We start from the raw sequence: 26771 nt of genomic DNA, 5'->3' as shown, positions 1-26771 counted from the left end.
AATCTAAGTCAAGTGGTTATTCAATAACTTTATATATAAAACCTGACATCTCGAATAACTTAGTCCTAACAAAATTACTACATCCAACTCTTATCTCCTGTTCACCCAATTTAAAAATTGGATCTTTATCAGAAACTGTCGCTTTTATAGTTATAAAAGCTTCTTTGAACAATGGATGTTTTTGGATAGAAACCTCTCCATTTTCATCTGGTATACTTTCATAGAAATCTTGAATTTTTATATCGGTAATTGATGCATCAAGTACTCGTTTATCTTGAACTAATTTATCTCCGACATTTATTTGTTTGAAGAAATCTTCATAATTTGGATTTAGTCTAACAACATACTCCATTTCTTTTGTTTTATTGGAACCAATCATATTAATACTATTTCCTTTAAATTTATATAGAGCTCCTAAAACTAATGCAATAATAAGAAGAATTGTTATCAAATCAATAATATTAACTAGTCCAAATAGTTTACCTTTTTCATTTATAATTTTCATTAATTTCTCTCCCTTATATTATTGCTCTAATTTAATTTCTTTAATAAATCCTCTAATCTGACCTTTACTGGTTTTTATCCAGTATGATTTTCCAACTTTTATCTCTTGTCCACCACAATCAATATATGGTCCATTAATATTAGCTTTACAATTAATACCTACCTCAATAGTTTTCTTGTCAGTTCTTTTTTGTACAATAAGTTTACCTTCATTTGTAGTAGTAACATAATTATCATCACTGATATCAACATAATCTATATCACCAGATTGATATATATTCTGAGCTACTATTTTATCTCCTTGTTTTATAGAATCTACAACATCTGGTGCTTGCCCATATGCTTCAGCAACAATATATATATCTTGTTTAGTTGATGATACTGCTGAGTCACCTTTATTATAAATCTTATTATAAAGAGTAACACCTATCAATATAACTAAAAGTATAATAATAATATCCATGATGTTAATCTTACCAAACAATTTACCGTTCTTATCAACTATTCTCATATCTACCTTCCTCTCTTAATATTCCCTGTCAATATACTTCTGTATATCTCAATATGTGTTTTAGCCATATTTTTATCAGAAAAATTATTTTCTATTCTATTGTATAGATTATTACTATATTGTAATCTCAATTCTACATCACCAGCAAGCCTTTCAACATATTCAGCCAGCTTGTCATAATTACCATCTTCAAATAATAATCCTGATTGTTCATTAATAATCATTTCTGGTATTCCACCTACCCGGGAACAGATTGTTGCCTTTTTATTAAGTCCACCTTCCAATAATGCATAAGGAAAACTTTCACTATGAGAAGTAAGTACATTAATATCAATAGCATTATAAAAATTATCTATATCTTTAACAAAATTCAAAAATACAACATTATCTTCTAATTTATTAGTCTTGACATATTCTTTGTATTTATTTGTATAATTAGCATCTCCATTACCAGCAATCAAAAATTGAATATTATTGTTAGTCTTAAGTACTTTTTCTGCAGCCTTTAAAAAAACAGGTATTCCTTTTACTGGATGAAGTCTTGTAGCAATACCAACATAAATTTTATCTTGACTATACTTTATATTATATCTACTTAGAAATTCTTCTCTGGACATTGAATAATTCCTTGGAGTAATTTTAATTCCATTGTATGCAACATAAATTTTGTCCTGTTTGAATCCTCTGCCTACTAACATCTGTTTAAACTGGTTAGTTATAGCTATGAAATAATCCATATGTTTCAAGCTAAAATAATTTAATGTCGTATATACTAATTTCTTATACAAATTATTATCAAAATCGAATTTGTAATCACTATGTATAGTAGATACAGTAGGTATAGAATATTTCTTTTTTATAAGCATTCCTATAAAATTAGCTCTTGCCCCATGACAATGAAGTATATCATATTTATCTTTTTCTAACATACTGATGAGACTTTTAACAATATCTAATTTATATCTTTTATTTTGTTGCATTACAATAACATTAATGCCTTGGTCTCGAGCTTCTATTGCAAAATCTTGCTCTAAAAGACATACAAGGGTTATATCAGCATTCTTACTTAATTCTCTTAATAGAGTAATGACATGAGTCTTAGCTCCTCCTTGGTCTCCACCGCTAATAAGATGTAATATTTTCATAATATTCAACCTTCCTACTGTATATCATAACTTCCACAGCTTTTAATTATTATTATTTAGCTCTATTAAGTATTTCAACAAGCTGTTTTGTTAACTGCCTTCTTTCAAAAGTCTTTATTTTATCCCAATTAGGATTCATTTCAATAGCATCATTTTTCCAGTCAAAATATAATTTCAGCATTAGCTCTTTTATTTGTTTTACGTTAGTTGTATCAGATATATATCCTGTATTGGTATCTTTTATCACATCAGCAGCAACTCCTTTTGGAGGTACAAGAGCTAATATAGGTCTATTGGTATTCATATATTCAAACACCTTACCTGAATAGAAATTCTCTGCTCCTTTTCCTTCACCGATAATAAATAATAATATATCTGATTCTACAAGTTTTTCTATACTTTTTTTATGTTCCATATAAGGTAAATATTTTACTGTTTCGCTTAGAGAATAATTTTCATTAATCTCTTTTATTTTCTTATTAGGAATATTCCCTATAAATCTAATTAATATATCTTTTTTATCGATTTTTTGTTCATCAATCAATTCTTCCACCGCTTGTAAGAAATAATCTGGTTTCCTTCTTCCATACATTGAACCAGAATAAGTTATAATTAATTTATCTTTCTTTACATAGTCTTTATTAATATTATCAAAATCATCTTTATCATAACCATTTGGTATAACAAAAGATTTTTCTTTCATATCATAGTCTTTTAAGAAGTTTTTTAACATTAGAGGAGTGTTAGTAATGAAATAATCACAATTACTAATAACTTCTCTTTCCATTTTTCGTTCTTTTTCCATACGATTCTTAGAATATCCCATATCCAAAATATATGGATTGTTACACCATTCATCTCGAAAATCAACTACCCAAGGAATATTAGGCATATGTTTTTTAACATATAAACCTAATAAATGGTCACTGTATGGGTAAGATGTGGTGTATATAATATCTATATTATTTTTCTTAACATAATCCAGAAGGATATCTTTATTTTTTTTATACCATATTACATCACCATCAGGTATCAATAACTTTCTGGATATGAATTTTCCAGCTAAATTAAAAGGTTTTTTTAGTTCATTTAGGTCATAAGGTTTAGTTCTTATGACTTCTAAATCTTTTGGTATATCATTTAATAATGATTTATCAATCAAACCTTTACTACTTTCTCTAGTAAACACAACAGGCTCCCATTCATATTCTGGAAGATATTTTGCAAACTTAACACTTCTCTGAACTCCTGAACCGCCCATTGGTGGAAATTGATTAGCTACCATCAAAACTCTTTTTTTCATTTTCATTTACCTTTTCCTAATAAATTGTAATCGAATCCTATATCGACAAGCGCTTTTTCATCAAAAAAGTTTCTCGTATCAAGTATATTAGCTTGTCTCATATTCTTATATATCTTTTCCATATTAGTATCACTAAATAACTTGTGATTTACTCCAAGTATAACTAAATCACTATCTTTACATGCAGTATAGATATCTTTTTCTAGATATCTGAATGATTCAACGAATGGATCGCAAATTGATATAGTGATGCCACTAACTTCTTCAAATAATTCTACTAATTCAATAATTGGGCTTTCTCTCATATCATCAACATCTGGTTTATAAGTTATACCAAGTATTGTAACTTTTTTGTTTTTCAATGTACCTAGTATCTTTCTGCTTTTGTTGAATACATATTCAGGCATACTATCATTAATAGTTCTAGAAAGTGTAATCATCTTAGCAGTTTCTGGGAATTTTTCAACTATAAACCATGGATCGACTGCTATACAGTGTCCTCCAACTCCTGGTCCTGGTTGATGTAGATTAACTCTAGGGTGTTTGTTAGAGAATTTGATAACGTCCCAAATATTAATTCCTAATTGTTCACATATCTTAGCCAATTCATTGGCAAGTGCTATATTTACATCTCTAAATGTATTCTCTGTCAATTTGCACATCTCAGCAGTAGTGGCATTAGTAGTAAATATCTCACCTTTTACAAATGACTGGTATAATTTCTTGACTTTAAGTGCTGACTCCTCGTCTATTCCTCCAACGATTCTATTGTTTTCTACAAGTTCAAATAGTATTTTACCTGGAATAACACGTTCTGGAGAATGAGCAATATATAAGTCTTCTTCTACATTAAGTGAAGATTCTTTCAATATTGGTACAATAATATTATCTATAGTTTTTGGTGGTGAAGTAGATTCTAACACTACGATATCACCTTTTTTGACTAATGGTACAATAGACCTTGTAGCACTGATTACATATGACATATCAGCAGTCTTATCTTCATTAATTGGTGTTGGTACAGCAATAATATAAACATCAGAAACTTCTGGTTTAACAGATGCTTTCAATTTCCCTGATGTTACAACATCTCTTACCATTGTATCTAAATAAGGTTCTTCTATAATTATTTCGCCTTTATTTAAAGCCTTAACAACTTTTTCATTAACATCTACACCTATTATATCAAATCCATTACTTGCAAACATTGCTGCTGTAGGAAGTCCGATATAACCTAAACCTAGTACACATATCTTTTCTTTCATACTAACCAACCTTTCCAGATTATTATATCAATTAATTCTAGTTAAGATAATTGCATAATTACCTTCCGCTGATTTCTATAGCACAAATGTTGGATTCGATTTACTATTATAATCTACATATTGAGCGTATAGAATTAAATTAGGAATTATGTAATTATCTCAGTTATTAATATCTTCATATTTAAAAATATATCTGCCTTTCCATTTTGCGGTTTCACCCTTTTTCAGATGTAATTCTTTTCCTCTTACTAAATCAAAATATGTTTTACCATAACTTAATGTAAAAGCATATGGAATAGAATCACCCAAGTAATCACCTTTTCCTAAGCCGACATCCTTATTGATAGAAGCTATCAGTACATGTGCTCCATCTTCAGATCTAAGTGTAACCTGATAACTACAATCATTTGACTTTGGTGGTGATTCACTCCCTTTAAAAGGATCAAATGCTGTATCTTCAGCTCCGTCATATATAAGGCTACCTCTATATAGTGAATTCAAAGTTTGCAATCCATAGTATTTCTCAATAACAATATCATCTAATGCTTTCAGCTCAACTTCAACTTGTATTCCATCACTATTAATATTATAAATAACAGTTTCTTGTAATTCTTCTTTTTTACTATCAATGGTATTATATGCATAAAGATTATTTGTTACTGTCAATACTACTTCAGATGCTACTTGAACTATATTACTATTTACATTACCATCAACTTCAATATTATAATCAAGCATTCTGGCAGTTTCGTATTTATCATCTACACCATGCCAACCACCTGTGAATTGTGGCTCATCTTCTGTTTTTTGTGAACCTTTCCTAAACATACATGGGCTTATCCAATCTGTATAGCTGTCTATAAGTTGAACCTTATCCAAATTGTCAAATTCATTCTTAGTCATTTTATCTTGAATTGCTGTAGTAAAAACATTTGAAATCTGCAATAACTCATTAATTCCTCTTTTCGCAAATTCAATCCATATGTTTTCTTTTTCATTATATCTGTATCCTACAACAAGTTTATCATCATCCTGTACAACCCATATATCTCTTTCTATATCTTTTATTATTTTATCTTCTGGGATAGGTTCTTCTAATTCTACCTTTTTATTACTACATCCAGTAACTAGAATAATCACTACAATCAAAATGAACATGGATATTTTTTTCATTAAGTCTATTCCCTTTTTTCTATATTCTTGATTTTATTTTCTTAGCTGGAACTCCACCTACAACAGTGTAGGGTTCTACATTTTTGGTTACTACTGAACCTGCTCCTAATATACTACCCCTACCAATTGTTATACCAGGTAGTATTATGACTCTAGCACCAATCCAGACATCATCTTCAATAACAACTTTCTCTGGACTTGTTGTCCCTTGTTTTATCATTGGTATATCTGTCCTTTTTGATTCATGATTCTTAGTATATATTATTACATCGGGTCCCATCATAACGTTGTCACCTATTTCAAGGGGTCCTTGCACCCTTGCGTGTAATCCTATTCCTGAATTATCTCCAATAGATATCCCTTGACCTCTACCAAAAAATACTCCTTTTTCTATATTACACGTTTTGGATGTATAGTCAAATATATTTTTGCACAAAAATCTCCTAAATCTTTTTGCTCCAAAACTAATCAAGCTATCAGATTCAGGTAATTTTTTCCCTACAAAATAATATAATCCTAAACTAATTTTTTTCTTAACTCCCATAATAGTTACTTCCTATACTTATTATTTATGCTTTATTAATTTACGTAGCATAACTATTTCTTCTGTCAATTCGCCTGTCAATATTAACAATACACCATATATTATTATTGAAACGATAATTGCCAAAACAAGAATCGCTGCATTGATTTCTATAAAATACCCTGCAATAATCAGCAATACACCAAAAGTTAATGCACTTCCAATTATACGTATATATACTACTGGTTTCAACTTCCATATCAATATTTTTTTTGCTCCTGTATAACATAAAATGAAATAGATAATAAATGATAACATAGTCGTTATAGCAGCAATTTTATATCCATATGCAGGAATCAAAATAATGTTAAGCACTAAATTAATTATTCCACTTATTAGGCTATTTCTTAATATCGTTTTTGTATTAATTGTAAGTTCCCATGCCTTATTACAGTATTCACTTAATCCAAAAAATAACATTCCTATTGAAGTCAAAGCTATAATTGAATATCCCATTTGATATTCACCTGAAAGACATAATCTTGAAATAGGCTCTGAAAGTACTACTAAACCTACTGTTGCAGGTACGCATATCAACAAATAATATCTAACTCCACTGGATAGTATATCTTTTGTTCTGTTTATGTCCTTTTTTCCCCATGAATCCAATAGATTAGGGTAAACCGCTCTCATTATCCCCATCATCATCATTGTATACACTGCTGAAGCTAATGAATAATTGGCAGTATATATACCATTTACATCAGATCCACAAAAATAAATTATGACATATCTATCAGAAATGTTAAGTACAAACATGGTTAAGCTCAATCCGATTAACGGGAAACCATATCTTAACATGACTTTTAATGTATTCATAGAAGCTTTATTGAAATCTATATACCTGTAACCTTTCAAATTAACAAAAACTATAATTGCTTTTACTAAATCAACTGTTCCATTGGCAATAAATAATATCTCAACTGACCTATCAAAATTAAAGGCTAATAATATTGTTAAAACAAGCTTTAAGACTACACCACATAGTGATAATATCAGATTAAGCTTAATTTTCTTTAATGCCACCAAAAGATTAAGTAAAACTTGGTTGAGTCCATATGCAACAAACATCAGAAAAGCACTTAACAATAATGTTGTACTTATAATCTTGTTTCCACTTAAAATAAATATTATTATTCCAATCAGGAAAATTCCTGTAATTGTTATATAACTTACAAATGCTGTTGAACAAAGTTCTTCTGTATTATTATTATCTTTATATGTATTTATATATCTATATAAAGAGTGCATTAACCATCCTAACACAATCAAGAAGGTAATGTTGATAGTAGGATTGATTCCTCCATATTCACCATATACTTCAGTTGTAAACAATCTGGAATAAACACCTATTGTTACAAATCCTACGATTCCTTCTAATATTTTAGCAGGAAGATAAAATATCATATCCTTGGAAATTACTTTTTTTGATGTATTTGCCTTCATATGGCAACCTCGCTTTACTTTCTAAATATATATTATTCTAAAATTGATTTTTATATTATACCATAAATCAATACTAAAAACTACTTATGTACAATAGACTAATCATCCGTCTTCTGTGTATCATCTTTATTTTTATCTGGTAAATTATCTACTACCTCAGATTCACCTCTAACCATTACAAAACACTTTGATTCAGCCTTTAATCCTCTTTCATCATCTCTTGGAACTATTAATAGATGATTTTTAGGAACTAAAACTCCATCTGACAAATCTATACCTATAGTAATATCAGATATTCCATCACCTGTATCATTCCCTATTATTTTTGCAGTTCCAGACCTTAGAATTACTTCAGTACTGTCAGAACAAATCAAATCCTGTCCTATCTCCAGCTCAACAACTTCATATTTTGATGAATCTTTCAAGTCGTTTACTTCTTCAAGTTTACTATCAATGTATTTGTTCAATTCTAAATATATTTGTTCATAATCTATTTCCGTCTTGTCATTATTGCTTTTTGAACTGGTACCTTGTTGTCCTGCTTTACCTAGTATTTCTTCTAATCTATCATCTACATAACTCTTAGTGACTAGAGGATCATCTATTGTGCCTGGATCTACACTTGAAGCGTTTGTCGAAGTATATAACAAACCCGTCACCATAACTAACAAGCAACAAACCATAATACGATATCCTTTTTTGCTCATTCATTAACCACCTTTTTATAATTATTTTGGGTAGACATTAGTAACATTATATGAAATATCATCAGCACTAATATTAAAATTGATAATATAGAATTTATCATTCAAATCAACTTTATTATCATCATGTACTTTGTACCATAAACCATTGATATCCATATATCTTATACCTTCTACATACTCGATATTAAATTTATATCCACTTCCATTTATTACAAAAATATTTTTGCCTGTTTTTTCGTGAAAATCTTTTAGTATATCTCTTAATAATTCAGATTCTCTTTTATCAGTAAATGTCAAAGGATTTTTATCAAGTGTTATGAATATATGTTTTTGTTCTGTAGCATTCAAATCATTAACAAATCTTTTCCATTGATTAGGATCAGTTAATCGCATACTATTTTTTGAAGTCGCAAGATTAATTATTCTAACATTATCATAATCCGTAACTTTATATTTGTTGTCCCAAACAACAATATCATTGTTAAGCTCATTACCTTGTATATCTGTATTTCCTACGAATAAACTAACATCTGAAGTATTCTCCATTTGACTTAACACATTACGTTGTACTATTCCATCAAGTAGTCTATTCTTAGATGAGGTACTACCAAAAACAGACATTGTCATCTCTGGATTTTCTATAGTCTTTTTACCTAATGGATCATATATCTCTTGATTTGGTAACGTGAGATCCGAAGTATCAAATGCATAATGTGCTGTTAATCCATCAAATTTCAATTTAAAAGTTGCTTCTTGTGGGCAACGTAAACTTGCTATGTATATTCTATCTAGTTTAACTGGATATTTCATATCTTGTGGTACATTAGCAGTTACATATTTCCACCCTTCAAAATCAACTGAAGATGCAAAAGAGATTAATTGTTGTTTTCCTTCAGCATCTGTAATCATACCTCTTAACCAATGATTCATATTGTTACCTTCAACCCATAATCCTAATTTATTTAGTTTTTGGTCAAAAACATAGGGATTGTCAAATGCTACATACGCTACTTGTGTAGCTTCTGATTGTTGAAAGGAATATTCCAGTTTAATAGAATTATTGCCTTCTTGACCTTCATTTATAACCTCTGTGTCGGCAGTAACTGTATCAGACGATACTATTCCATGTATTTTAGTATCATTTTCAAAAGAATCAACAAGTTCTTGTTCCAGACTAACTATAACATAACCGTAAACTGTCGTATTACCTATAGTTCCTTTAATTATTGTTTGTCCAAAATTCTTACCTGCAACAAACTGTCCATCGATGAACTCTCCAATATTCTTGTTTACTGCTTCCCATTTAACATTTTTTGAATTTATTTCTCCTCTGTAACCATCCTCATCAATTCCTAATATACTAAGATTAGTTTTTTCTCCTGGTTCTAAGAAACTGAATTCGTTATTTATTTCCATGGAAATAGGTTCATCAAAACATTTTACAGTCATATCAGCAGTTATATCATTCACTTCTGCCGTTATAGTCGCTACTCCTGCTTCACTTGGATAGAATATATTATTATCCCATTCACCTTCTACTCCTTCTACCTGCCAATTTATATCATCAGGATAGATTACTACAGGATTATAATATTTATCATGTCCTAATACAGTAAATGAAATTGGTATATCTTTAAATACCCTAGTTTTATCAGCTGTAACTACTATTTCATGTAAATCACTTGTTGGCGCTATAGAAGTTACTCCAATAGCATTTGCAATCTTTCTTTGTACTCCACCTGATGGTTTATTGAATACATTTACATATGTATTTCCTAGATGTCTTCCAACTAAAGTACTGGAACCTCCTCCATCTAGGTGAATAGCATCATAGAGACCTATGTCCAATAATATCTTACCTAATTCATCATGATTAGCCCCTATGCTGGAACCTCTTCCATCAACAACTACCATATACAATTTATCTCTACTTTGGTTATATCCGATAGCAGTTCTGGGATGTCTTTGATTTCTACCGACTACATATCCTTCATTACTTATTTGACCATTGGTTAGAATCTTTCCTCCACCACTTATTGCTAAATTAATATTGGTCAAATCAATATTAGTATCAGTATTTACTTTTATCTTAGTCCCAACAGGAAAATTTTGAAAACAATAAAAAGCTGTTTCTTCAGGCATAGCAATCACAAAACCACTTTCAGGCATTGTTACAAGTTCTCCTGGTGCAGATAAATAAGTTACTTCATTATCTTCTATTACCATTTTACTTAATCCTGGTGTTCTTTCATCAATTTCCTTTGTATCTGGCATTGCAAATTTATCATAATATACTGCAGCATCACCAGCAGTTACTTGGTTGAACCCAGCAATATATAATTCTTTTTCACCATCTTCACTAGTTACGAGTAATCTCATTTTCATAAAATCAGTGAATGGCATATTATTGGCATCAAGGAAAAAAGAACCATATGAATTACCGCCAGCATTAAAATTATGTTTTCCAACAATAATACCGTCTTTTTCATATTCGAATCCTATAATATCTGTAGGATTATTTCTCATATTGAAGAAATCAGCGTTAACACCAGCTATTGCTCTATTTTCTGTAGCAATGTTAGTAAGTGATTCCTTTATCCCGAAACCATCCGTATTTCTCATTACATCCATTTTTACATATGGATTGGTTAAATCTGCTTCAATAATATGTACGTCAACCCATCCTGCTTCTGTAAGTCTAGTAATCTTTTCATATGTAATACCACTTGAGATTGTTTCTTTTTCAGTATCTTCATATAATATATTATCTGTGGAACCTGCAAATAAAACATTGTTGTTAATAACTAAAGCTATTAAAACAAATACACTAAATAACTTCTTGAATAACTTTCTCATTATATCAACCCCTAATCTTGTCAGTAAGGAAAGTAAATATTAGTCAATAATCTTCCTCTTAACTAAATCCAATATTTTTTCCTAATTATTATCTTTATCATTAGTACCAATTATAATTCTAATATCTACACCTTCTGGTAAAGATTTTTCACTTAATTCAATAGCTGGATCTTTGAAGTATTGACTTAAATCTTCTCCCATACCCTCATTTGGAATAATAATTTTAGTCTTTTCTAAAATTCCAGGATCATAGTTACCTATGTTAGATACAGTAAATCCATCCTTTTCAAGTCTTTCCTTAGTTCTTTTTGCTAATCCACCCTGTTTAGAACCATTTAATATTTCAATATTGAGACCTATGCTACTTATAATTTTGGAGTCTTCAGGTTCAGGACTAGAATCTTTACCATCTGTATTATTTTCATTATCATTGGTATCATTAACTTGTGAAATTTCTTCAAATAATTTCTTGGATGCTTCTTGATCACAGTAATAAAAATTACCATTTGGTTTATTTGGATCTTGTGGTAAAGTACGGAATTCTATATTATCCACATTAATATCATTTATGTATTGATAATACTCTAGTAATGCATCAAAATTAGTTGAAGTCTTAGTAATTACGGTACTTCCAATTGTCATGATCTTATATTTGTTTTCTTCAGTAAGTAATTGGTTAACAAATGCCTTCATGAATTCATGTTGTACATCTATACGACCAATATCACCATTAGCATAACCTACACCAGGAGCATTACCTTTACGATATCTTATAAGCTGTTCTGCTTGGGCTCCATATAATTCTTGTTCACCTTTTTTAAGATTTATACTAAAATTCTGATCGGGAGCACTATAAACCATATCACGAGGAACATTAAACTTAATGGGTCCTATAATATCTACTATATCCTTAAATATTTTTAGATTCATATTAAAATAATAATCAACTTTTATGTCAAACATATATTCCAACATTCTAATAGAGTATTGGTTTCTTTCATCCCTTGGTGCATAAGCTGGTACTTCGTTTATCTTTAATTTTTTAGGTGTATCTTTTCTTTTGGCATGTAATTCATTATATATGTTAGTGGGTAATTCCACGTATGTATCTCTAGGAATAGAAACAATATTGATTTGTTTTGTTATATGATTGAAAGTCATGACCATTGTAACGTCAGTCCTATAACCATCTTTATCCACTCCGAATACTGCAAAAGTTGTAAGGTTCTTTTCTTTTTCAGTATCTTTCGTTGAACCTGATTCGTCTCCTGTTGAAGCAGATGGTGTTTTTGTAGGGTCTTGTGACTTATGTTTGTCTTTATTAAGCAATATGTAACCTCCAGTAGCTATACCTGCTATTAAAGAAAATATTACTACCGAAATCAAAAAAACTTTTAGAAATTTGGTTAACAATGAAACCTTCGTATTATTATTCAATTTTACCCTCCTAAACTCTCAAAGCATGTTAAATTAAAATCTATTTTTAATTTAAAACAAGGGTATCTATATAGCATTAACTAATAGATAACCTTGTTACAACTTAATTTCACCTAAGATTTTACATATTACCATAATTTAGAACATGCTAATGTTTTTAATTATAACTAGTATATCAAAAGTAGGTATAATTGACAATAATTAACATGATATTAGGAAATATTACATTTCTGTTAAATTTTTTATTTAATATTAATACACAAATTCTATTTCATCATCATTTTTGTTATTAATCTTATTTGTTGTTTCTGCTACTTTGTCTTGTTCATTATCATCAACAATTTTTGTTTCAGTATCAGTACTTTTTCCTGTTTCTTCTGTTGTTGTTTCATCAGTTGTTTCATCTGGTATTTCTGGCTTTTTATTTAGCAACTCGTCTATAGAATCCAAAACTTCTTGTCTGTCCCAAGTTTGATACCATATATGATTCATTTTGGTACCATCAGATGGTACTGTGATTCTATTTTCCGATGTAAGTAACTCACTTAGATTCAGATCAAATATATAACTTACATACTCATTAGCTGTTACTAAACCAAAATCTGTTTTCAATAATCCATAAACAGTTGATGCCAAATCACTTATTTTATCAAAATCTCTGATTTTCAATATTTTATTACTCATTGCTATCAAGAAATCCTGCTGTACTTTTATCCTTTTTAAGTCTGGACTACCACTATATTTCCTATTTCTGACTAATTGTTCTGCTTTATCACCATCTAATAATTGAAGTCCTTCTTGAAGATTTATATAAAGGCCTTGAACTTCATCTGTATAATACATTCTTTCAGGCACATAGAATTCTACTCCACCAATTGCATCTACTATGGCTTTGAAACCATCAATATTTACAGCAGCCGTATAATCAATATTAAGTTGTGTTATTTCTTCTACTACATCCTTAATGACTAATAAAGCATCATCATCCCATCCAGCGTTGGAATATACTTCAGTAAGCTTACAATAACTAGCTCTAATATTATTTTCTTGTTTTATTTTATCAAAACCACTTTTCCTAAAATCAATCAATAAATCTCTAGGCAATGAGATAAGCTTTACTTGATTAGTTTCAGTATCCAAATGTGCAACCATAACTACATCCGACAAACCATTGGATTTATCGAACCCAATTAATAGTGCATTAACGGATTCTGGTTTTTCAATCTCTTGTTTATCTTTGTCTTTGTCAGTATTACCTTGATTGTTGTTATTTTCTAGTTCATTATCTTGTCCATGGGCTAATTCATTATTATTAGCCGTTAGTACAATAACTAATGTTGCTATAAGTATTACTGCGACTATTATTATTAACATTAGCAATGTACTGGTACGTTTTTTATTGTTCATCTTTCTACCTCCTATTAATCATCTAATATAATACCATAAAAACATTACAAAAAGTTAACATTTTTTTATTTTTAATCTAGTTTTAAATTTCAAACTAAAATATATTTACTGATTCATGCTAATTTTTTAGTTTAAATCGTTTCATTTTAACTGTTGTCAAACAATGCTAACAAAAAAATGTATAAATCAATAGTCTATAAAAAATACTAACTTAACGGAGGATATTTTATATTATATATTGCTATGTTACTTTTATTGATGTATATTATCTATATATATTTTTTTACGTAAGAAACTTATAAATTTAGTTTTCCCTCTTTAGACGAATAATATATTGATTATGTTTCACTAAATATGAAAATAATTACTTTTTATAATGAAATTACTATTTTTCTCTTTAACATTTTGTTATGATTTGTAAATTTTATATTAAATAAATATTTTTTTCTTGAAATATTAACCATAAAAAAAATTTTTATTAATTAAGGTAGGCGATATTAATGTCAATATTAATAGGTTCTCATGTTTCAATATCAAAAGGTTTGATAGGTGCTGCCAAAACAGCACACTCTTATAATGCAAATACTTTTATGATATATACTGGTGCACCACAAAACACACGCAGAAAACCTTTAGAAGATATGAAAATAGATGAAGGAAAAGAATATATGAACGAGCATGATATCAAGGATATTGTTGTTCATGCTCCTTATATAATAAATCTAGCTTCTGTTAAAGATGATATCTATGGGTTAGCCCAATCTTTTCTTGGTGAAGAAATAATCAGAACAGAAGCTATGGGTTCTAATTATATTGTTGTTCATCCTGGTTCATATACTGTAAAAGACGTTGATTATGGAATTAATCGTATTGCAGAAGGACTGAACAATGTTTTAACCAATGATACTAAACCTTTTGTATGCTTGGAGACTATGGCTGGTAAAGGTTCAGAAGTAGGTAAGACATTCGAAGAGCTTCAAAAAATAATAGATAAAGTTGAGCTAAAAGAAAAACTAGGAATATGTTTTGATACATGTCACACTCATGACAGTGGATATGATATTATTAATGACTTTGATAATATTATGAAAGAGTTTGATGAAATCATAGGACTAGATAGATTAAAAGTATTCCATATTAACGGTTCACTTAATGTCAGGGGTTCAAGGAAAGATAGACATGCTAATATAGGTGCTGATGCCAGCAACAAGCGTGGTATGGACCAAATAGGTTTCAAAGCACTTTATGATATAGTCCATAATGAAATATGTGATAATAAACCTCTTATTCTTGAAACTCCATGGATAGATAAGACTACTAATTTATACAAAGAAGAAATTGCTATGTTAAGAGATATTAAGAATATCTACTAATATAGAAGTCTCAGAAAGGAAATGAAACTTAATATGAATAAAAAAACTGTTCTCGTGACAGGCTCTTCAAGAGGTATAGGTAAATCTATCGCTTTGAAATATGCTAAAGAAGGGTTCAATGTTGTTATAAATTGTTCATCTAGTTTTAATGAACTACTAGAGACAAAAGATATTATAGAAAGCTATGGTGTATCTTGTCTTCCTATACTTGCTGACGTATCAGACAAAAACAGTGTTAAAAATATGTTTGAAGAAATAAAAGTTGTTTTTGGTAATATTGATATAGTTATCAACAATGCTGGCATATCAATCATCAAGTTATTCACAGATACCACTGAAGATGAATGGGACAAAATTATAAATACAAATCTGAAATCGTTATATAATGTTTGTCAAGAATCTGTACCCTATATGATTAAAAATCAACATGGTAATATTGTTAACATAACTTCCATGTGGGGAATTACAGGTTCATCTTGTGAAGTTGCTTATTCTGCCTCAAAAGGTGCAGTTAATGCTTTTACAAAAGCTTTAGCAAAAGAATTGGCCCCAAGTCATATAAGAGTTAATGCTATTGCTTGTGGCTTGATAGATACACATATGAATTCTTGTTTATCAAAAGAAGACTTGGACACAATTATTGAAGAGATTCCAGCTAATAGAATTGGCAAGCCTTCTGAAGTTGCTAATTTGTGTTATTATCTATCGTCTAAAGAATCATCTTATCTGACTGGGCAGATCATAACACTAGATGGGGGATTGATCTAATTTCACTATTGAACATCAAGTGCTCTATTTAATATTTGAAGATTGTTATCTAAGAAAAAGTTAACAGTCTTTTTTTGTTGGCTATTTGCATTTAGATTATTGATTAATTCGTTGAGTTCACCTGTCCTTAAAAAGTAATTATCCAATATATTCAATATTTCTTCATTATCATATGCATTACTAACTATAGTATGGGTATCAATATTATTTGTATATATATTCTTCGTATCCCTCAATTGCCTTAGGTTAAATCTATTAATCATCCCATTTGGTGTCCATAGAGCTACTGCTATCCATTCTTTTTTTTCTATAGAATTCTTAATTAGTTCATCTAGATCTTCATAGTTGACTTGTTTAATTTTATAATCTACATTATATCGTTCTAACATATATTTGGTTTCACTAGCAGTAACATCACTTTCTTTACAAACATAGATGGTCTTTTCGAATTCTTTTTCATAGTTATTTAATTCTGATAAGAATCCTATTAGGGTATAGTCGGGTACATATATTCCATTAGATAGGTTTCTACAATTAGTTCCTAAATCTTTTATAACAGATTCTAATTTCGCTCTTCTTTTAGTATCAATAGTCGGTATCCATCCACTTAACAGAACATCCGTTTTACCTTTGCTCAGGTTATCCCACATTGTATCGGTATCATTCATAATGATTTTAGAGGTATATCCTTCTCTCGTTACTATTTCGCTTAATAAAATTGCTTGGGCATATGATGAAGGATATGTTGTACAACCTATTCTGATGTCGATACCATCAGCAATATTCTCTTCATCATTATTGCTTTTACATGATACTAAAAAAACTAAACATAATATAATAATCAAACTTCGTCTCATATGAAATAACATCCCTTCGTGTATATCAAGTTAATTGAATTAACTTCTACTTAAATGTCAACTCTGTCGTATTGGTATTAGTATTTCACATATTAATTTTGTATATTATGGTTAGTTCTGGGAATTCATAAATTATTAAACAAAACCTCTATAAGACAATAAAAAAAGCTATTCCTCATAAAAGATTTTAAGTACAATAGAAAGTATAACTTTCCTATTTATAACAAGAAAAAGATGCAGATATAATCCGCATCTTTCTTATCAAATACTAATTTTAATAAAACTATTTATCTTCGCTTAAGTATTTCTCAAGCTCATTTATGGCTTTTTCTTCGTCAGTTCCCTCTGCAGTTATAGTAATATCTTCACCCTCTAGAACACCTAGTGACATCATACCCATTATACTTTTCGCATTGACTTTTTTATCTTGCATCTCTACATAAATATTACTTTCAAATTGACTTGCAACTTGTACAAATAAAGCAACTGGTCTAGCTTCAAGTCCTGAAGCGATTTTAACTGTTATTTTTTTCTCTATCATAGTTATCCTCCCTTTTGTCTCTTAATTTTTCAGCAATATTACTTATTTTTCGTAATCGATGATTAACTCCAGACTTACCTACTGGCGGGTCTAGTAATGTACCTAATTCCTTTAAAGTAGCTGATGTATATTCTAATCTTATCCTAGCGATTTCTTCTAAAGGCTCCGGTAAAGAATTAAGACCAACAGTATGATCTATATATTTAATATCTTCTACTTGTCTAACAGCAGCAGATACTGTTTTCTTAAGATTTGCCGTCTCACAGTTAACGATTCTATTAACATTATTACGCATTTCTTTTAGAATTCTAACATTTTCAAGATCCATAAGAGCTACATGTGCTTCCATTATGTTTAACAAATCCACAATTTGAGAACCCTCTTTTAAATAAGTGATATAGTATTTTTTTCTCATAATTGTCTTGGATTCCATTCCAAATGAATTGATTAATGTTCTTAATTCTTCGCTTTGATTTTTATGCATACTGACAAATTCAAGGTGATATGTTTTTTCCGGATCACTTAAGGAACCACTTCCTAAAAAAGCGCCTCTGATATATGCTCTTTTACAGCAAGTACTATGAACTATCAAAGGGTTAATCCTATGAACAATGTGAAGTCTTCCTTCTTTTCCAAATTCTGCAATACCTATAGCCTTAAGTAATTTCAAAGCAACACTGGCATCAGTAATATACATAACATATATTCTACTCTTTTTTAGTTGAGTGTTTTTTCTAATTAATACTTCAACATTAATATTAAATGTTTTTTTCAACAATGTAAAGTACTTTCTTGCTACAGCTGCATTTTCTGTTTGCACCTTTATTGTTATTTCGTTATTACTTATTACTTTAATTTTACCGCAAATGTTGATAATAGCTGCTATTTCAGCAATTCTGCAATGTCTTGCACTACCAATATGCCTTGATAATTCTTCTTTGACCTTTGAAGAAAAAGACACATGATCACATCCTATCATTTTAATTATTTTACCCATTATTTGCTTATTTATTAGGCTATAAATGGCAAGATGTAGGATAGTTTAGTTTTTTTAGTATAGTTATTATAACTTCTGCTAGTTTATCAGAATTATGTCTAATTAATGTGGTCCCACTTAGTATCTTCAATAATGGAGCTTCTAATACTCTAATTCCTCTATTACTTAGTATATTTTTTTCATATTTAACAGGAACTGCCCCATCCTCTATGTAGAGTTTTAAAATTTTACTAGGTATCTTCTGGTTATTTACTATAATATAATCTATTATACCTTTTCCTAGATATTTTTCAATAACATTAATATGATCTACTAAATTATAATTATCTGTCTCACCTGGTTGAGTCATTATATTACTAACATAAATAACCGTAGGCTTAGATTTTATAATTGCTTTCGCCATATCATCCACCAACAGATTAGGTATTATACTAGTAAACAAACTTCCAGGACCTAGTACTAAAATATCAGCTTCATAAATACTTTCTATGACTTTTTCGTATGGCTTAGGATTTCTAGGATTAAGCCATACATCTTTTATGCTTTTTCTGTCATTCTTACATCTTTGAACGATTTGACTCTCACCTTCAACAATTAATGAATCATCAAAAAGTGCACACAATTCAACATTTTCTGTTGTTACAGGAAGTACTCTGCCTTTAACCGCTAAAACTTCACTAGTTTTTTCTATTGCCTTTTCAAAACTACCAAATATTCCATTAAGGGCTGCTAGAAATAAATTACCAAAGTTTTGACCGCTCAAGCTACCTTCTGTAAATCTATATTGAAACACTTTTTCCATTATGGGTTCGGTTTCAGCTAATGCCAGTATACAATTTCTGATATCACCTGGTGGTAACATATCTAGTTCTCTTCTCAGTATTCCAGAACTACCGCCATTATCAGAAACGGTAACTACAGCTGTAAGATTCTCTGTGTATTTCTTTAAACCTCTTAGCATAGTAGACAATCCCGTTCCTCCACCCATAGCAACAATATTAATATTGTCCATATTAAATAATTCACTCCTCAATGCTACTTGTATTATTTAATTTTTCAATTTTGAATCTTTTTCTATATCCCTGTGATAAAGATTAGTACTGTAATCTTGTTTCAATAATCTATTATATAGTTCATTAGCTAATGTAACAGATCTATGTTTTCCACCTGTACAACCAATGGCAATAACTAATTGATTTTTTCCTTCCTGAATATAATTAGGAATCAAGAAATTAATCATATCATCCAATTTATCAATGAACTTATTGGATACATCCCATTTCAATACGTAATCTTTGATTTCTATATCGTTGCCCGACTTTTCTTTTAGTTCTGGTATATAGAATGGATTAGGAATAAATCTGACATCAAAAACCAAATCAGCATCTGATGGTATACCATATTTGAATCCAAATGATAATACTGTGATAATTAGATTTTCATATTTTTTACCTTCCAAAAATATTTTGACTAATTCTGATTTTAGTTCTCTTGTCAATAATTTACTTGTATCTATAATAAAGTTAGCTCTTTTTTTTGCCTGCTCAAGTATTTTTCTTTCTTTATCAATACCATATTGTATTCTTCCCTCTGATACAAGGGGATGTTTCCTTCTTGTTTCTTTGAATCTCTTTACTAAAGTTTCATCATTAGCATCTAAGAAAAGGACTTCCAGTTCATAACCTTCATTTTCCAGTATTTTAATTTCATTAAGAAGCTCAGTGAATAAATTTCCACCTCTAATATCAATGCCTAAAGCGACCTTATCAATTCCTGAATCAGGACTAAAACAAATCTGTGCAAATTTATTGATAAGTACTGGTGGAAGATTATCAACACAAAAGAAACCAATATCTTCTAACATTTTCAATGATACACTTTTCCCTGCACCAGACATTCCAGTAACAATTACAAATCTCATGAGCTTCATCCTTTCTAGATTTTATTCTCCGATAATTCTAACTTCTGTTTCTAAACTTACATTATATTTATCATTTACTACTTTTCTAACATGACCAATAAGATTTATAATATCTTCGGCTGTAGCATTCCCTTTATTAATTATAAAACCACAGTGTTTTTCAGAAACTTGAGCATTACCTATCTGATAACCTTTCAATCCGCTATCCATGATTAACTTACCTGCAAAATAACCTTCAGGTCTTTTAAAAGTACTTCCTGCACTAGGAAATTCTAAAGGTTGTTTTTGTTTACGTCTATTATTAAGATCGTTTATCACTTCTCTTATTTTTTCTTTGTTTCCCTTTCTGCATTTTAACACAGCACTTAATATTATGTAATTATTTTTTTGAATAATGCTGGTTCTATAACCTAATTCTAATTGTTCTTTTGATAATGTAACAATATTTCCTTGTTCATCGATAACATCTGCAGAAACAATCACTTTAGATATATCTCCACCGTATGCTCCAGCATTCATATATACTGCACCGCCTAATGTACCTGGAATACCAGAAGCGAATTCGAATCCTTCCAAGCTCTCATCAGCAATGATTTTAGACAATTTTGACAATAGGACACCTGCATGAGCAGTTATTGTTTCATCATCAACGGTGACATTATCAAAATTCTTGTATATCTGTATGATAACTCCTCTGAATCCATTATCTTTTACAAGTATATTACTTCCATTGCCAATAACATAATACGGTATTTCAAAAGTCTTACAAATCTTTATTGCATGGGTTAATTCTTTTGTATTGCTTGGGGAAATAAATATATCAACACTACCTCCAACCTTAAAAGTAGTATGTTTTGACATTTTCTCATTTCTAAGTACATGTTCTTTGTTTATTTCTTTTGTCAATTCCTCAACAATCAGTTCCATGTCCATATCCATATATACATCCTCTCATTATTACATGACCCTCATGTAACTCCAAAAAGTAATATAACTCAATAATAAAGTCTCTTAACTATTATATCATTAAAAGCAAAAGAAAATACTTAAACTTTCATGACTTTAATCATAAATATTTTTACAGTATTATCATTATATCATTTTTTTTTGTCCTAGACTAGATTATGTTAATAGTCCCTCAATATTTATATTGTTTTATATAATCTATTACAAGTTTTAATCATTATATTGTATAATATAACTATAATAAAAAATTTAATACTGTATTGGAGGATGAATATATGGTTAAAGAAACAACTGGAAAATTAGATTACAAAAAAACTTTTATTCTAGGATTTGGATTTTTTGCTATTAGTCTTGTTTGGCCCCTTTATAATAATTATGTTCCACTATTTCTCTTGAATTTTTTTGACAGTCAATTCGTAATTAATTGCATTATGACACTTGATAACATCCTAGCAATTTTCTTAATACCCTATATAAGTGCATTAAGTGACAATACACATACTAGATTTGGAAAAAGAAAACCATTTATTATGATAGGTCTTCCTATTTCTGCACTTATGTTCATTATATTACCTTTAGGTTCGAATAACTTAATATTGTTTTTGATTATTATTACAATACTTAATTTTTCAATGGCAATCTATAGAGGTCCTACTGTTGCACTTATGCCAGATATGGTTCCTCCACACCAAAGAAGTGAAGCTAATGCAGTAATTAATTTTATGGGAGGCCTAGCAGCAGTTTTTGTTTTATATGGAGGTTCTCGTTTATATGAAATTGATATAAAACTACCTTTTTCTGTTACAGGTATCATTATGTTCATATCACTCATAATAATCATTTGCTTCATTAAAGAACCTGTTACATCTCAAAAATCAACAGAAACCAGAGAAAAAGTTAAGATTATAGCAACACTACGGGGCATTATCATCAATAACGATCATAAAACTTTTCATTTGCTTTTTGCTATACTTTTTTGGTTCATCGGATACCAAGGTATGGAAGCTACATTTAGTAATTACATGTTTCGTTACATAGGTTTACCCAAGCATGAATCGGGAATAATATTGAGTGCTTTTGCTGGAGCTTTCTTATTATTTGCTATCCCTGCTGGTTTTATAGGAAAGAAGATAGGTAAAAAAAGAGCAATCCTCATAGGATTGATTACTGATATCATTATTTTTATTTTTTTAGGATTAATAGGGCCTCTTGGAATTATAATATTCAACAAGTACCTAGTTATGATTCTATTAGCTGTAGCAGGGATATTCTGGTCTCTTATCAATATTAATTCTTATCCCTATATAGTAGAAGGTGTTAGTGAAAGCAAAGTCGGTACATTTACTGGATTCTATTATTTTTCATCATCCGTAGCTGCTATTAGTGGACCAATGCTGTTTGGAATTTTTGTTGATCTAATAGGCTATAATGTATTATTCTTCTTGACTGCCATTTCATTTATTATAGCATTCTTATTCATATATACCATTAGGCAACCTAACAAGATCATATAATATAACAGCTACCATATATACTAATAATTATATATATGGTAGCTTATGCTTATCTTTTTGATATTACTTCGTTATCTTCCATTAACTTTTCTATCTTTGTCTTTGTATAATCTAATTCTTGAGCTCCTGATAAGAATTTGTGAACATTCATTTGTATTTCTTTGGAAATCTGTGTATATCTATCAGATACAGGCCTGTTTATTACTACATTTAATGCATTTTTTAATCCTTCTACCGCTAGCATTTCATTGGAAGCTATAATATCGCTATTAGTAGCTAAACTAATGAATCCTGGAATATGTTTACCTTCTTTTGCTATTGTCGTCTGTCCTTCCTCACTTGCTATATATCTAATGAATTCCCAAGCCCCTTCTATATTAGATGAATTCTTATTTATTCCTAACACATAACCATCTATTACACCACCATTGGGTAAAGGTGCGATTCCGATTTGTTCTTTATTTAATTTTGTTTCTATTTTTTCTTCAATCAGAAGATTATATAGATACGAAAAGTCTATTGTAAAAACGGTTTTGCCATCTTTGAATGCATCTTTTGTTTCGGTATCAGAGTAATATAATATATCATTGGGAGTATATTCTGAATCCACCATGGACTTCAATGATTTCAATCCACTTAGCATATGAAATGAGTTAGTAAATTCAGCTGCTGTAACTGTTAAACCTTCATTTACATTACATTGAAATACAATACCTGTTTCTGTATTTTTCTCACCTTTATATTTTTCTGCCAACCTTGATAGATCTGAATATGTGTAGTTACCACTTTCTAGTACTTTGGCTTCTGTTTCTTTTACTATATCTTTTCTATAATATAGCAAACTTAAATCCAGATAAAAGGGGAGTGTATATTGTTTACCTTCATATTTACCTGATATCATTGCTTCTTCAACAAAATCTTTTTGTGTATAACCTTTTTCTTGCATTAAATTATCAATAGGTTGTAGATAACCTTGACCAGCAAATTCTCCAGCCCAAGTTATATCCATTGATAAAACATCTACATCAGATGAACCATTTGAGATTAATTTTTTTACTTGCTTATAAGTTTCATCTTCTGAACCTGTTATTATGACTGGTTTAACTTCATAAGTATCTTGAGAACTGTTAAATTCATCTATTACATTTATTATATAATCTTTATCAGTCAGAACTCCAAATTTAACTGTCTTTTTTTTAACTTGATTACATCCTCCTATAGATATTATTATTAATGCAGTAATTAACAGTAAGTTAATTATTCTTTTCATTATCAAGTCTCCTTGCTGTATTCTTTAATGTTATATATACTTTTTATTTACATTTTCATATTAAATTATTCCATAAATAATTAACTTACATTCTATTTTATTCGATTAATTGAATTTACTAAAAAATAAAAAGCTTTCCATTCATATAAAATAATAAATGAAAAGCTTTTACGTAGAATATTATCTTTTATTTTCTTTATAAGGTCTATTTACCAAATAAGCTTTTTAACCAATCAAAAAACCCTTTTTTCTTCGTAGTATCAGTTTGTGTTTGATCAACAGTTTGTTTTGGTTTCTTTATTTCATCAGTTTTCATTATGAATTTAACCGAACCTTCCATATCTTTACTGATTCCACTGAAATTATTATATTCATCTGCCAGCTTAACCAATTCATCTTTAACAAGTAATAAATCATCAAGGGAATCTGTTTTTTCTGTTAGAACACTACTTAATTCGTTTATCCCTTCTTCATGAAATTTATTCATATTTTCATTAAGTTCATTAGCTCCGTCTTTTAACTTATTGCCACCTTCAACTAATTGGTCGACTGCAGATACTAAATCTTTATTACCTTGTTTTAATTTATCTTTTCCTGCTATGGCTACTTGTGAACCGTCTGATAATTCACCTAAACCATCACTTACAGCTTGTGACCCTTCTACAAGACTGCTAGAACCATCAACAATTTGCTTAGAACCCTTATCAAGTAATGCAGATGATTCTGCTAATTTTCCGGCACCATCACTTAGTCCATTACTTCCTTCTTGTAATAAACCAACAGTTTCTTTTATAGTACCAGTTGATCCATTTAATTTTTCTAGACCATCAGCAACTTTCTGTTGACCATCTTTTAGATTGTTTAGTTGTGTAGTCATATCATTAGAACCAATTTCAACAGTTTTCAAACCAGCTTCTATTTTAGTTAAAGTTTCAATCATTGGATTCTTAGGATTTTGTTGTTTGAGATTTTTAATTATATCGCTAATTCCTTGTAAACTCGCTGATACACCGGAAGTTATTTTTTGTTCACCCTTTATTAATTTGTCTGTACCGCTTGTCAATGATTTAGCTCCTACTTCTAATTCTCCTGTACTGGTGGTTAATTCGTCTAAACCGTTAGATAATTGTACTGCTCCTGAAGCAAATACCTTAGCTTTGTCAGCAAAGCTTACTGCTCCTTCTCCAAATGTTTTGGCTCCTTTTCCAAATTCATCTGAACTGCTTACAAATAATCTTATACCATCAGCGATTCTATTAGCTCCTTCATATGCACTATCTATTCCAAGTGCTAACTTGCCGACACCATCTATCAATGCAGAACTACCTTTCCCTAGTTCACTTACACCAGATTTAAATTCAACTAGTTTATCAGCTAATTCTGTTTGTCCATCTGATAAAGTTTTTGTACCATCTCTTAATTGGCTGGAAGCTGATTGTAATTCATCTATAGAATCAATCATTTCACTTAAACTTCCTAATTCACCCAATTCATTGATTTCTGGTAATTCACAAGTAGCTACTGACATGATAGGTCCTAACTCAAATTCTTCTGCATCTGCTTCTATTACTAATTTCTCTGGTAGGTCAATATCTGTATCTTCTGGCATTAATTCACATAAGCCAGGTACTGAAACATATGTGACAATTTGATTATTTCCTTCTGTCAAAATTTTACCTGAATTGATTTTAATGTTACTAAATATATCGTTAGGTAGAATTATTACAGATGCTATCATAAAAGGTGTATAAATATCTTTTGTTTCTCCATCTATTTCAGTTTGATGTTTTTCATTATTTATAGTAGTAACCTCTATCTTTACTTTACCTGACTTTCCGCCTATTTCAGTAGGTTCTATTTTATTGCCATCCAAGTAATAGTCTACTCTTATTTCTACTGGAAGTTCTTTGTCTGTATTACCCTGATAAAACAGATCGTTGCCTTCTAGTTCCCAAGTAATATTATTTCCATCGATTTCAGGTTTTTCTTCGCCTTTTACATTTTCTATATCACTCAAAGAAGAATTATCAGTTACTTTTTGTCCAACTATTTCTGAATGAATCTGATCACTAATTATGACTTTTTCAACTTCTCCTGTGGAAGATAAATTAACATATACTGTTTCATCTTTTGATATAGTATTATCTGCTGCATAAGCTATGGTATTGGAAGTCATCAGTAAAACCAGTGATAGACTAAATATCTTTTTAATTGTTTTATTCATACT

22 protein-coding genes and 1 pseudogene are annotated in these 26771 nt (G+C 29.7%); 3 read left to right on the top strand and 20 right to left on the bottom strand.

Annotated elements, in window-relative coordinates; genetic code table 11:
• Positions 1–16 precede the first annotated feature (16 nt).
• The 12 genes and pseudogenes from QMG30_RS14710 to QMG30_RS14655 all read right to left on the bottom strand — a co-directional run bounded on the left by QMG30_RS14710 (position 17) and on the right by QMG30_RS14655 (position 14337).
• Positions 17–505 (bottom strand): DUF4330 domain-containing protein, encoded by a 489-nt coding sequence (locus QMG30_RS14710; protein ID WP_281816626.1) that lies wholly within the window; start codon positions 503–505, stop codon positions 17–19.
• A gap of 18 nt (positions 506–523) precedes the next feature.
• A complete protein-coding gene (locus tag QMG30_RS14705) occupies positions 524–1015 on the bottom strand; it encodes a DUF4330 family protein (RefSeq protein ID WP_281816623.1) in 492 nt (163 codons plus the stop codon).
• Between the two features lie 2 nt (positions 1016–1017).
• The gene (locus tag QMG30_RS14700; protein WP_281816621.1) at positions 1018–2160 is read right to left on the bottom strand and encodes a glycosyltransferase family 4 protein; all 1143 of its coding nucleotides are present in this window, start codon (positions 2158–2160) and stop codon (positions 1018–1020) included.
• A 52-nt stretch (positions 2161–2212) separates the two neighbouring features.
• Positions 2213–3469, bottom strand: a complete 1257-nt coding sequence (locus QMG30_RS14695; protein ID WP_281816620.1) for a glycosyltransferase — start codon at positions 3467–3469, stop codon at positions 2213–2215.
• Positions 3466–4728, bottom strand: coding sequence for a nucleotide sugar dehydrogenase (locus QMG30_RS14690; protein ID WP_281816619.1), 1263 nt, complete (start codon positions 4726–4728; stop codon positions 3466–3468). Before QMG30_RS14690 ends, QMG30_RS14695 begins: the two co-directional genes overlap by 4 nt.
• 159 nt (positions 4729–4887) lie before the next feature.
• Positions 4888–5901 carry a hypothetical protein gene (locus QMG30_RS14685; protein WP_281816618.1) on the bottom strand — a complete coding sequence of 338 codons (1014 nt, stop codon included), beginning with the start codon at positions 5899–5901 and terminating at the stop codon, positions 4888–4890.
• Between the two features lie 19 nt (positions 5902–5920).
• Positions 5921–6082: pseudogene (locus QMG30_RS25315) on the bottom strand (DapH/DapD/GlmU-related protein); the annotation flags it as partial.
• 384 nt (positions 6083–6466) lie between these two features.
• Positions 6467–7930, bottom strand: coding sequence for a lipopolysaccharide biosynthesis protein (locus QMG30_RS14675; RefSeq protein WP_281816614.1), 1464 nt, complete (start codon positions 7928–7930; stop codon positions 6467–6469).
• A gap of 98 nt (positions 7931–8028) precedes the next feature.
• A complete protein-coding gene (locus QMG30_RS14670; RefSeq protein WP_281816612.1) occupies positions 8029–8637 on the bottom strand; it encodes a hypothetical protein in 609 nt (202 codons plus the stop codon).
• A 21-nt stretch (positions 8638–8658) separates the two neighbouring features.
• Positions 8659–11493 carry a phosphodiester glycosidase family protein gene (locus QMG30_RS14665; protein ID WP_281816610.1) on the bottom strand — a complete coding sequence of 945 codons (2835 nt, stop codon included), beginning with the start codon at positions 11491–11493 and terminating at the stop codon, positions 8659–8661.
• Between the two features lie 81 nt (positions 11494–11574).
• Positions 11575–12930, bottom strand: coding sequence for an LCP family protein (locus QMG30_RS14660; protein ID WP_281816608.1), 1356 nt, complete (start codon positions 12928–12930; stop codon positions 11575–11577).
• 252 nt (positions 12931–13182) lie between these two features.
• Positions 13183–14337, bottom strand: a complete 1155-nt coding sequence (locus tag QMG30_RS14655) for an LCP family protein (protein WP_281816606.1) — start codon at positions 14335–14337, stop codon at positions 13183–13185.
• Between the two features lie 500 nt (positions 14338–14837).
• Here QMG30_RS14655 and QMG30_RS14650 point away from each other — a divergent pair, with 500 nt between their 5' ends.
• Both QMG30_RS14650 and ymfI read left to right on the top strand, forming a co-directional pair.
• The gene (locus QMG30_RS14650) at positions 14838–15710 is read left to right on the top strand and encodes a deoxyribonuclease IV (RefSeq protein WP_281816603.1); all 873 of its coding nucleotides are present in this window, start codon (positions 14838–14840) and stop codon (positions 15708–15710) included.
• 33 nt (positions 15711–15743) lie between these two features.
• Positions 15744–16478: an elongation factor P 5-aminopentanone reductase gene (ymfI, locus tag QMG30_RS14645; protein ID WP_281816601.1), complete on the top strand. Its 735-nt coding sequence runs from the start codon at positions 15744–15746 to the stop codon at positions 16476–16478.
• Between the two features lie 5 nt (positions 16479–16483).
• Here ymfI and QMG30_RS14640 read toward each other — a convergent pair whose 3' ends face one another.
• From QMG30_RS14640 to murB, 6 genes are all read right to left on the bottom strand, one after another.
• Positions 16484–17335, bottom strand: coding sequence for a glycine betaine ABC transporter substrate-binding protein (locus tag QMG30_RS14640; RefSeq protein ID WP_281816598.1), 852 nt, complete (start codon positions 17333–17335; stop codon positions 16484–16486).
• 283 nt (positions 17336–17618) lie between these two features.
• Positions 17619–17876: an HPr family phosphocarrier protein gene (locus tag QMG30_RS14635; protein ID WP_281816596.1), complete on the bottom strand. Its 258-nt coding sequence runs from the start codon at positions 17874–17876 to the stop codon at positions 17619–17621.
• Positions 17851–18837: a DNA-binding protein WhiA gene (gene whiA, locus QMG30_RS14630; RefSeq protein ID WP_281816593.1), complete on the bottom strand. Its 987-nt coding sequence runs from the start codon at positions 18835–18837 to the stop codon at positions 17851–17853. Before whiA ends, QMG30_RS14635 begins: the two co-directional genes overlap by 26 nt.
• A 55-nt stretch (positions 18838–18892) precedes the next feature.
• A complete protein-coding gene (locus QMG30_RS14625; protein ID WP_281816591.1) occupies positions 18893–19885 on the bottom strand; it encodes a gluconeogenesis factor YvcK family protein in 993 nt (330 codons plus the stop codon).
• A gap of 36 nt (positions 19886–19921) precedes the next feature.
• Positions 19922–20794 carry an RNase adapter RapZ gene (gene rapZ, locus QMG30_RS14620; protein ID WP_281816589.1) on the bottom strand — a complete coding sequence of 291 codons (873 nt, stop codon included), beginning with the start codon at positions 20792–20794 and terminating at the stop codon, positions 19922–19924.
• Between the two features lie 21 nt (positions 20795–20815).
• Positions 20816–21733, bottom strand: a complete 918-nt coding sequence (gene murB / locus QMG30_RS14615; protein WP_309298650.1) for a UDP-N-acetylmuramate dehydrogenase — start codon at positions 21731–21733, stop codon at positions 20816–20818.
• 302 nt (positions 21734–22035) lie between these two features.
• Between murB and QMG30_RS14610 the strand changes: the two genes are divergently transcribed.
• On the top strand, positions 22036–23274 hold the full coding sequence (locus QMG30_RS14610) for an MFS transporter (protein WP_281816587.1): 1239 nt from the start codon (positions 22036–22038) through the stop codon (positions 23272–23274).
• A gap of 49 nt (positions 23275–23323) precedes the next feature.
• Here the strand turns inward: QMG30_RS14610 and QMG30_RS14605 are convergent, their stop codons facing one another.
• Entirely contained in the window at positions 23324–24544 is a 1221-nt protein-coding gene (locus QMG30_RS14605) for an extracellular solute-binding protein (RefSeq protein WP_281816585.1), read from the bottom strand.
• A gap of 205 nt (positions 24545–24749) precedes the next feature.
• The gene (locus QMG30_RS14600; RefSeq protein WP_281816584.1) at positions 24750–26768 is read right to left on the bottom strand and encodes a hypothetical protein; all 2019 of its coding nucleotides are present in this window, start codon (positions 26766–26768) and stop codon (positions 24750–24752) included.
• Positions 26769–26771: the final 3 nt, after the last annotated feature.

It is taken from the genome of Vallitalea longa (assembly GCF_027923465.1).
Lineage (GTDB): Bacteria > Bacillota > Clostridia > Lachnospirales > Vallitaleaceae > Vallitalea > Vallitalea longa.
The sequence above is the reverse complement of the archived record's forward strand: the minus strand, read 5'-3'. Positions and strand labels throughout refer to the sequence as shown.

Coding starts and splice junctions, on each gene's coding strand:
- QMG30_RS14600 (WP_281816584.1), bottom strand. CDS start 26,768: ATGAATAAAACAATTAAAAAGATATTTAGTCTATCACTGGTTTTACTG.
- rapZ (WP_281816589.1), bottom strand. CDS start 20,794: ATGAGATTTGTAATTGTTACTGGAATGTCTGGTGCAGGGAAAAGTGTA.
- QMG30_RS14605 (WP_281816585.1), bottom strand. CDS start 24,544: ATGAAAAGAATAATTAACTTACTGTTAATTACTGCATTAATAATAATA.
- QMG30_RS14665 (WP_281816610.1), bottom strand. CDS start 11,493: ATGAGAAAGTTATTCAAGAAGTTATTTAGTGTATTTGTTTTAATAGCT.
- QMG30_RS14625 (WP_281816591.1), bottom strand. CDS start 19,885: ATGGACAATATTAATATTGTTGCTATGGGTGGAGGAACGGGATTGTCT.
- QMG30_RS14700 (WP_281816621.1), bottom strand. CDS start 2,160: ATGAAAATATTACATCTTATTAGCGGTGGAGACCAAGGAGGAGCTAAG.
- QMG30_RS14710 (WP_281816626.1), bottom strand. CDS start 505: ATGAAAATTATAAATGAAAAAGGTAAACTATTTGGACTAGTTAATATT.
- QMG30_RS14655 (WP_281816606.1), bottom strand. CDS start 14,337: ATGAACAATAAAAAACGTACCAGTACATTGCTAATGTTAATAATAATA.
- QMG30_RS14670 (WP_281816612.1), bottom strand. CDS start 8,637: ATGAGCAAAAAAGGATATCGTATTATGGTTTGTTGCTTGTTAGTTATG.
- QMG30_RS14685 (WP_281816618.1), bottom strand. CDS start 5,901: ATGAAAAAAATATCCATGTTCATTTTGATTGTAGTGATTATTCTAGTT.
- murB (WP_309298650.1), bottom strand. CDS start 21,733: ATGGATATGGACATGGAACTGATTGTTGAGGAATTGACAAAAGAAATA.
- QMG30_RS14705 (WP_281816623.1), bottom strand. CDS start 1,015: ATGAGAATAGTTGATAAGAACGGTAAATTGTTTGGTAAGATTAACATC.
- QMG30_RS14695 (WP_281816620.1), bottom strand. CDS start 3,469: ATGAAAATGAAAAAAAGAGTTTTGATGGTAGCTAATCAATTTCCACCA.
- QMG30_RS14675 (WP_281816614.1), bottom strand. CDS start 7,930: ATGAAGGCAAATACATCAAAAAAAGTAATTTCCAAGGATATGATATTT.
- QMG30_RS14690 (WP_281816619.1), bottom strand. CDS start 4,728: ATGAAAGAAAAGATATGTGTACTAGGTTTAGGTTATATCGGACTTCCT.
- QMG30_RS14610 (WP_281816587.1), top strand. CDS start 22,036: ATGGTTAAAGAAACAACTGGAAAATTAGATTACAAAAAAACTTTTATT.
- QMG30_RS14640 (WP_281816598.1), bottom strand. CDS start 17,335: ATGAGACGAAGTTTGATTATTATATTATGTTTAGTTTTTTTAGTATCA.
- QMG30_RS14650 (WP_281816603.1), top strand. CDS start 14,838: ATGTCAATATTAATAGGTTCTCATGTTTCAATATCAAAAGGTTTGATA.
- ymfI (WP_281816601.1), top strand. CDS start 15,744: ATGAATAAAAAAACTGTTCTCGTGACAGGCTCTTCAAGAGGTATAGGT.
- QMG30_RS14635 (WP_281816596.1), bottom strand. CDS start 17,876: ATGATAGAGAAAAAAATAACAGTTAAAATCGCTTCAGGACTTGAAGCT.